This is a genomic window from Synechococcus sp. R55.3, assembly GCF_047461975.1.
In the GTDB taxonomy this organism is placed as follows: Bacteria; Cyanobacteriota; Cyanobacteriia; order Thermostichales; family Thermostichaceae; genus Thermostichus.
In genome coordinates this window covers 1-7,907 of sequence record NZ_JANSIG010000076.1, presented here as the reverse complement: position 1 = coordinate 7,907, position 7,907 = coordinate 1, and the positions used below count along the sequence as shown (strand labels likewise).

Annotated in this window: 8 protein-coding genes; 1 reads left to right on the top strand and 7 read right to left on the bottom strand. The window is 56.2% G+C overall.

Features of this window, described 5'->3' with window-relative positions; all coding sequences use genetic code 11:
• A partial coding sequence (locus NW849_RS11305; RefSeq protein ID WP_414357717.1) for a DNA polymerase III subunit alpha occupies nt 1-3,057 on the top strand: 3,057 nt, incomplete at its 5' end.
• A 37-nt stretch (nt 3,058-3,094) separates the two neighbouring features.
• Here NW849_RS11305 and NW849_RS11300 read toward each other — a convergent pair.
• The 7 genes from NW849_RS11300 to NW849_RS11270 form a co-directional block, all read right to left on the bottom strand.
• Complete coding sequence (locus NW849_RS11300; RefSeq protein ID WP_414357716.1) at nt 3,095-3,337, bottom strand: glutaredoxin family protein; 243 nt, start codon at nt 3,335-3,337, stop codon at nt 3,095-3,097.
• Nucleotides 3,338-3,351: 14 nt separating this feature from the next.
• The gene (locus NW849_RS11295; RefSeq protein ID WP_011432809.1) at nt 3,352-4,179 is read right to left on the bottom strand and encodes a carbon-nitrogen hydrolase family protein; all 828 of its coding nucleotides are present in this window, start codon (nt 4,177-4,179) and stop codon (nt 3,352-3,354) included.
• A 40-nt stretch (nt 4,180-4,219) separates the two neighbouring features.
• Entirely contained in the window at nt 4,220-4,441 is a 222-nt protein-coding gene (locus NW849_RS11290; RefSeq protein WP_414329235.1) for a DUF2839 domain-containing protein, read from the bottom strand.
• A 133-nt stretch (nt 4,442-4,574) separates the two neighbouring features.
• Nucleotides 4,575-5,321 (bottom strand): anti-sigma factor domain-containing protein, encoded by a 747-nt coding sequence (locus NW849_RS11285; protein ID WP_414357715.1) that lies wholly within the window; start codon nt 5,319-5,321, stop codon nt 4,575-4,577.
• On the bottom strand, nt 5,318-5,899 hold the full coding sequence (locus NW849_RS11280) for a sigma-70 family RNA polymerase sigma factor (RefSeq protein WP_414357714.1): 582 nt from the start codon (nt 5,897-5,899) through the stop codon (nt 5,318-5,320). Before NW849_RS11280 ends, NW849_RS11285 begins: the two co-directional genes overlap by 4 nt.
• Before the next feature lie 287 nt (nt 5,900-6,186).
• Nucleotides 6,187-6,900 carry a DUF4394 domain-containing protein gene (locus NW849_RS11275; protein WP_414357713.1) on the bottom strand — a complete coding sequence of 238 codons (714 nt, stop codon included), beginning with the start codon at nt 6,898-6,900 and terminating at the stop codon, nt 6,187-6,189.
• A 341-nt stretch (nt 6,901-7,241) separates the two neighbouring features.
• Nucleotides 7,242-7,907: ABC transporter permease (locus tag NW849_RS11270; RefSeq protein WP_414357712.1), on the bottom strand; the 666-nt coding region annotated here is incomplete at its 5' end.

Below are 7,907 nucleotides of genomic sequence, written 5' to 3'. Positions count from 1 at the left end.
GCTATTTTGCAGCGGCGGCCAGAAATTGCCCGTGAAGTTGCCGCTTGGTATCAAGAGCAGTTTGGGGATGATTATTACATCGAGATTCAGGATCACGGCTATCAAGAAGATCGCTTTGTCAATGTGCAGTTGGTGCGCATCGCCCGCGAATTGGGGATCCCGATCATCCTCACCAACGATAGCCATTTTATTTCCTGCTGGGATGTAGAGGCCCACGATGCACTTCTCTGCATTCAAACAGGCAAATCCCTTACTGAAAAAAATCGCCTTCGCTACACCGGAACCGAATACCTGAAAAGCCCAGAAGAGATGCGCCGTCTCTGCCGTGACCATTTGGAACAGGAGGTGATTGACGAGGCCATCGCCAACACCCTGAAGGTGCTGGAAAAGATCGAGGGCTATGACCTATTTGGGGAAATGCGCATGCCCGACTACCCGGTTCCACCAGGCCATTCTGCCGATAGCTATCTCACAGAATTGGCCTGGCAGGGGCTGGCGAAGCGCTGCGGTGTTGCTCAGCCGGATCAGATCCCCCAAAACTACCAGGAGCGCCTGCGCTTTGAGCTGAACATCATCCAACAAAAGGGCTTCTCCAGCTATTTCCTGGTGGTCTGGGACTACGTTCGCTATGCCCGCGAGCAGGGGATCCCGGTGGGGCCGGGGCGAGGCTCGGCAGCAGGATCCCTGGTGGCCTATGCCCTACAAATTACCAACATTGACCCGGTTAAATACGGCCTACTGTTTGAGCGATTTCTCAATCCAGAACGTCAATCGATGCCGGATATCGATACGGATTTTTGCATCGAGCGGCGGGGAGAGCTGATCGACTATGTGACCCGCAAATACGGCCAAGAGCGAGTCGCCCAGATCATCACCTTTAACCGCATGACCTCTAAAGCCATTCTCAAAGATGTCGGTCGAGTCTTAGACATTCCCTACTCAGAAGCCGACAAAATGGCGAAATTGATCCCGGTATCCCGAGGCAAGCCCGCAAAATTGGAAGAGATGATTGGCGAGGATACTCCCGCTCCAGAGTTCAAAGAAAAATACGAGAAAGACCCAACCACCCACCGCTGGATCGAGCTGGCACGTTTGTTGGAGGGCACCAACAAAACCTTCGGGGTTCACGCTGCCGGTGTGGTGATTGCTAGGGATCCCTTAGATGAGATCGTGCCTCTGCAGTACAACAATGAAGGCCAAATTATCACCCAGTACTCGATGGAAGATATCGAGTCTTTGGGCTTGCTGAAGATGGACTTTTTGGGTCTGCGCAACCTGACGATGATTCAGCGGGCAGTGGAACTGATCCGAGAACACAATGGCGTCAACATAGATCTGGATAACCTGCCCCTAGATGACAAGAAAACCTATCAACTGCTGGAAAAGGGAGAGCTGGAAGGGATCTTCCAACTGGAGTCTTCTGGCATGAAGCAGGTGGTGCGGGAGCTCAAACCTTCCAACTTAGAAGATATTTCCTCAGTATTGGCCTTGTACCGGCCAGGCCCATTGGATACGGGCATGATCCCCGACTTTATCGATCGCAAGCACGGTCGCAAACCGGTAACCTATGCCCACGAACTCCTCAAGCCCATTCTTCAGGATACCTACGGAGCCATCCTCTACCAGGAACAGATCATGCGCATTGCCCAAGACATGGCCGGATACACCTTAGGCCAAGCCGATCTGCTGCGGCGAGCGATGGGGAAAAAGAAAGTCTCCGAGATGGAGAAACACCGCGAGCAATTTGTGCAGGGGGCAGCCAAGCGGGGTGTAAGCCAAGAAGTTGCCACAGAATTGTTTGATCAAATGGTTGCTTTTGCCGAGTATTGCTTCAATAAATCGCATTCTACTGCCTATGGGTTGATTACTTTTCAAACAGCTTACCTCAAGGCCAATTACCCAACGGAATATATGGCAGCCTTGCTCTCTTCTGTGGGGGGAGATCAGGACAAGGTACAGCGCTACATTACCTATTGCTTGTCAATTGGGATCCAAATTCAGCCGCCGGATATCAACCGTTCTGGAATGGACTTTACTCCCCAGGGATCCAGCATTTTGTTTGGTCTGGGGGCAGTGAAGAATGTAGGGGAGGGGGCCATTCAAAACATTTTGGCTGCCCGTCAAGCTGATGGCCCCTTCACCTCTCTGGCGGATTTTTGCCAGCGGGTGGATCTGCGCATTGTTAACCGTCGTGCCCTGGAGGCCCTGATTTGTGCGGGCGCTTTTGATTGTATTTCTGGAAATCGTAAACAACTAATTGCCGATTTGGATCCCATCCTCAGTTGGGCAGCGCAGCGAGCCAAGTCCAAAGCCATCGGCCAAGCCAGCTTGTTCGATCTACTGGGGAGCAATAGCAGCGCCGGCAATGGATTTGTGGAGGCTCCGCGTGGGCCGGCTACTGAAGATTTTCCACCTCAGGAAAAGTTGAGGCTAGAACGGGAGCTGCTGGGGTTTTATGTCTCGGATCATCCGCTGCGGCGCATTCAGGAGCAAGCGCGGCTGCTGGCCCCTGTAAACCTAGCTGACTTGGGCGGCTGCGCAGTCGATGCCTCTGTGGGCGTTCTCGCCCTGGTGACGGCCATTAAAAATGTCACAACCAAGAAAGGGGATCGCATGGCCATTTTGCAACTGGAAGATCTCACCGGCAGTTGTGAAGCAGTGATCTTCCCCAAAACCTATGAACGTTTGCGCGGTTGCCTGGAGGTGGATCAACGGCTATTGGTTTGGGCCAAAGTGGATCAGCGGGATGAACAGGTGCAACTGATTGTGGAAGATTTACAACCGATTGAATCTGTTAGTTGGGTAACGGTGGAGATCCCTCTCGACTCTGCTGGGACACTGGAGGATCGATACCGTTTACAGACGCTAATCGCTCGCCAACGCTCGGAAATTAAAGAAGAAAATCGCATTCCTGTCGTGGCTGCCATCACCGCCCATCCCCATACCCTTTGGGTGAGAATGGGATCCCAATTTTGGGTTAACAATGCCCAAGCCGCCGTTGAAGCCCTGCGTCAAGCCGGCTACACCGCCCGCAGCGAATCGCTGCTCTCTCCATAGGCATGGCAGAGAAAGCTCCGGCAGCAGCAGGAGAAATTCAACGGAGCTGTTTCTCAAGCCAAGCCCGCAACTGGCTCACCGTCAGCCGAGGGGAAGGACGTGGCAAAGGTCGCTCGGGATCCCCTGCCAGGGTGAGCACGGGAACTTCCAGTTGGTATTGCTCCCACCAACTCGGGTTGGAGGTGATGTCGCGGACTTCCAGATCACGGATTTCGGGGATCTGCCGCAACTTCTCCACCAAGCTCTCGCAGAGGTGGCAGCCAGAATCAGGGGGGGCCAAGGCACAGCGGATCCCTAGCGGGTGACGGTGCAGGCCAGCCGACGGTGTTGTAGGGAAGGCATCTGCCGCCTGACCAACTGGAAACGCTCTGGGTTAATTTCAGCAATGGCCACCCCCGGTTTTTCGCCACCCGCATCCGCCAAGATAGTCCCCCAGGGGTCCACGATCATGGCATGGCCGTGACACTGTCGCCGCTCGTAGTGGGTGCCCACCTGGGCGGGGGCTATCACGTAACAGGTGTTCTCAATGGCCCGGCATTGCAGCAAAACCTGCCAGTGATCCCGACCCGTGTAGGCCGTGAAGGCGGCAGGGATGAGCAAAATCTGGGCTCCGCGATCCACCAGAGATCGGTACAGCTCTGGAAAGCGTACGTCGTAGCAGACCGACAAACCGAGGTTCCCCAGTTGCTCTTGCTCGCAGGTGACCACCTCATCTCCGCTGACCACCGTGTTCGACTCGCGGTAGGTATTGCCGTCGGGCAGATTGACATCGAACAGGTGGATTTTGCGATAGCGGGCCAGCTCTTTGCCGTCAGGGCTGTAGAGGGCAGCGGTATTGTAAACTTTGCCCTGCCCGTCCGGCACAGGATACCCTCCTCCCAAAATAAATACTTGGTAACGCTGGGCCATCTTGGCCAAAAACTCCTCCGCCCGCTCCGCAATCTCAGGAGCAAGGCGGGCTTTCTCGGCTTCCGGCCCCATGAAGGCAAAGTTTTCTGGTAGCGTCACCAGCTCGCATCCCTGGCGCACTGCAAAGTCGATCCACTCTTCCGCCTGCTGCAAGTTGCTGGCCAGATCGGGAATGCTGGTCATTTGAATGGCGGCTGCCAGATAAGAGCGCATAGACGGAAACTCCAAAGGATGCTAAAGGGGATCCGGCCGGCTAGCCGACCAGATGCCACCAGCCGAAGGCAGGCCCTACAAATCGGATCACCACCCAAATGATGGCCAGGAGAATGATGCCTGCCCAAGCACCACGGGTTGTCCAATTGTAGATGGCGCGAGCTTGCCCTTTGGTGAGGGGAATATCCTTGAGGTTGGGAAACACCAGCTCTTGGTCGGGATCTTGGCTGATGCGGGTTTTACGGCGCTTCGCTTCGCCCATGGGGTGGCCTCCAAGTTCTTCGCTGGGGTGGCGACTTTTATCTTAAGGCCTTCTGCCTTGGTCACAAGACTGGGTTGACATCCATCTGCATCACAATCGCCTACTTGTGCCATCGGGCCACGCCAATCCATCCCTAGCCGGAAATCCACAAAGGGGATCCCTGGTGCTCTTGGGGACGATTGCCATCCTCTTCGGTAATGGCCACAGCCCGCACCCATTCTGTAGATTCAAACACCGGCGGTAGGCGCAGCTCCTGTTGGCGGTTTCCTGTTTCATCCACCGGAAAAGCTGCCATGAGGATGGCCCCCGCACTATCGGTGGTGAAGGGCGCCTCCGGTTCCAGCACCACCCACAGGGCATAGACCCGGCCTTCCGGCAAAGGCGGCAACCCTTGGGCCACCAATCGCCCTTGCAGGCGCTGGGGATCCACCTCAAGCTTGACCGAGCCGGCCAGGTTCTCCGCAGTCGGCTGCAATTCATAGGTCAACACCTCGCCAGGGATCCCTTGCGTCTGGGCTAGCTGCAGCCTGCGCCACAGGTAGAGGTTCCCCAGCCCCAAAGCGACGATCAAGCCTGCGGCCACTGCCCCCAAGCCCCGCTGCCAGAGACGGGATCCCTTGGCAACCCAGGTGGGGGTGTGCATCGGTTGGGCTGCCTGCGCCTGCAACAGAGAAGCCCGCAGGGCGGGGGGAGGTTGCTTTTCCTCCACGCCGTAGGCTGTCTCCAATGCCTGTTGCAAAGCCTGCAGTTCTCGGTGCAGCTCCGGGCGCAGCTTGAGCAATGCCTCCAGCCGGTCGGCCTCTTCCGGGGAGAGATCCCCCAGCACATAGCCTGCCAGCCACAGTTGCAGTTCTTCGGGAGACACAGATTCGGCTTTCATGAGGGGCCTCCCAACAACTCGCGCAGCCGCAGCAAACCCCGCCGAGCTCTGGCTTTGACCGTTCCCAAAGGCAGATCCAGTTGCTTGGCAATTTCCGTTTGGCTCATGCCTTCGTAATAGGCCATCTTTAAGACTTGCCGTTGACTTTCGGACAACTCGGCCAAAGCCGTTTGCACCTCGGCCACCCGTTCCGCTTGGGCCAACTGCTCCAAGGTGGGATCCGCAGCAGGACTACCCTGCAATTCCACTCTGCCCTGTTCCAGGGAGCGCTGTCGATTCCGCCAAGAGCGCAGCCGATCCAAACAGCGAGAGCGAGCCAAGATGCTCAGGTAGGTGCGCAGGGATCCCCGTCTGGGATCAAAGGAGGAACGAGCCAAGTTCAAAAAAATATCCTGGGTGAGATCTTCGGCTTCGGCAGTACTGCCCAGCATTTTGCAGGCAATTCCGTACACCAAGCCGGCATGTCGGTCGTAGAGAATGGCCAGAGCTTGTGACCGGCCTGCTTTTAGGGCTGCAAACACCTCTGCATCGGTTTTTTCCTGCAGGGATCCCTCAGCTTTGTCGCCCTCGATCTTCATGAGCGGGAAGAGGAAACGGGATGGAAGAGAGAGAGAAACTGCAGAGGCACAAGCATCGCCCAGGACAACCCAAGCAGGGCAGCGGCTTTCATAATTTATCGTCTGCATAGGCGAAGGTCAACCCTGACTTGTGGGGAAATAGAAGGCCCAATCCTGAGCTGGGATCGGGCCACGCAAGGGATCAACTGCGGCAATGATTTCAAAAAGTTGATCCAAACCCATGAATTCAAAATGTTGATTAACGCTGATGAATCTTGATTTAGATAGGCAAATGGGAATCGGCCTTCCTAGAGGGCAGCCAAGCCAAAGAACGGCCCACCCGGCAGGGTGCCCAGGGATGTGGCCCGACCGGTGTTTAGGTCAATTCGATACAAGGTGGAGCCGCCGATGGCAAAGCCGGTATCCACTCCATCAGCAGTACGGATGTCAAACCCACCCATAGGGCCGAAGTTCACCCCCAGAGGGCCAATGGGCACCTGAACCCCATCGTTGGGGGGATTCTGCAACACCAGCAGGTTCCGTTGCCCGTCGATGTTCAGCAGCCGCGTGGATTGGGCACCCGCCACATTGTTGGTGTAGGCGGCGGCGGTGATGGCCGGCTGGGATCCCTGTAGTTCCATTGGGCCAAAGGCCAAAGGTCTATCTTGGATCACTTCGCCCGTATCCACATTGATGCGGAAGTTCTGGCCATTGGCTCCCACCAAGCGCAGCCGATCCGGAACAGGGTTGAAATCCATGCCAGAAAGCGTGCCCGCGGTGAAGGGAACCGACAGAGTGCTGGCCACGGTAGCGACACCGGTCTGCAAGTTGATGGTGTAAAGGATGCTGGTGTCGGTCAGCCCGTAAAGCAGCCGGTTGGCAGGGCGCACATCGATACCAATGAGGTTGCCGTTCACTCCTGTTACCGTCAGGGATCCCTGCACAAAGGCATCGGCAGAGCGGATGAAAGTGAGGCGATTGCCGCCGCTCAAAGCCACCAAATCCGCTTGGAAAGGCATCATCGAAGACGAAGTGCTGCTGCCACAGCCCAAGAGAGCAAAACTGCCAGCTATCACAGATGCTGCTACAAAGCTTGTGTGTTTGTGCATTGAACAGGCTCCTCAAAAGATCGACAAACCATCAAAACCACTGACAGACAAGCCCCCCTAAACCACAGAGCCTGTGGCTGCAAAGCGCTGCAGTGAAAACTTTTTTGCCCTCAACCCAGAGAACTCTGCGATTCCCTCTGCCTTGTACTGAAGGCAGTTGTTCTCCGCGATGTCAGCGCGTGGGGCGCGTCTGTAGAAATTACTCAACTCCTGGAAACTCGGATGCGTGGGATCCAAGCTTTTTGGCCCAGACTTTAACTGGAAGCGCTGGTGTAAAAGCGCAGGGCAAAGCGCCAGAAGAGATGGGATCCCCACAACAGCCCCGCCGCCAGCAGACCGGATCCCAGCAGCCACGGCCATTGGACTCGCCCCAGCAAGGTCTCCGCCGGGATCGTTGTCAAGAAAGCCACCGGCACGATGAAGGTAAAAAACACGCGGTAGGCCACCGGATAAGCCACCATCGGGAACCGCCCTGCCTCTACCAAGCCCCGTAACACCTCGGTCACGTTGTAGATTTTGACAAACCAAATGCTGGTGGCTCCCAACATAAACCAGAGGCTATAGAGGATGATCAGCCCCAGCAGCAGAGGCAACAGCCCCACCGCATAGGCCCACCCGGGCAAGCCCAACTGGATCCCGGCATGGAGAATGAGCAGTAGGCCAAAACCCACATCCGTCAAGCCCCAGGGGGAAAACACCCTGGCCGACAGCCAAAACTGGCTGCTGATCGGCTTCAGCAAAACAAAATCCAAGGTGCCTTCCTGCACCTGCTGCACAATGCGATTGAGATTGACATTAAAGACGCTGGCTGCCACCCCCTGCAGAATGGTGAACACCCCCAACACGATGAGGGCTTCCGGCCAACTCCAACCGCCCAGCCGGTGCCCCTGCTGGTAAAACAACGACAGCCCAAACAGAGC

What these genes read in the sequence shown, in the direction of transcription:
- NW849_RS11275 (WP_414357713.1), bottom strand. Translation starts at nt 6,900, where the DNA reads ATGATGCCTTTCCAAGCGGATTTGGTGGCTTTGAGCGGCGGCAATCGC.
- NW849_RS11295 (WP_011432809.1), bottom strand. Translation starts at nt 4,179, where the DNA reads ATGCGCTCTTATCTGGCAGCCGCCATTCAAATGACCAGCATTCCCGAT.
- NW849_RS11290 (WP_414329235.1), bottom strand. Translation starts at nt 4,441, where the DNA reads ATGGGCGAAGCGAAGCGCCGTAAAACCCGCATCAGCCAAGATCCCGAC.
- NW849_RS11285 (WP_414357715.1), bottom strand. Translation starts at nt 5,321, where the DNA reads ATGAAAGCCGAATCTGTGTCTCCCGAAGAACTGCAACTGTGGCTGGCA.
- NW849_RS11280 (WP_414357714.1), bottom strand. Translation starts at nt 5,899, where the DNA reads ATGAAGATCGAGGGCGACAAAGCTGAGGGATCCCTGCAGGAAAAAACC.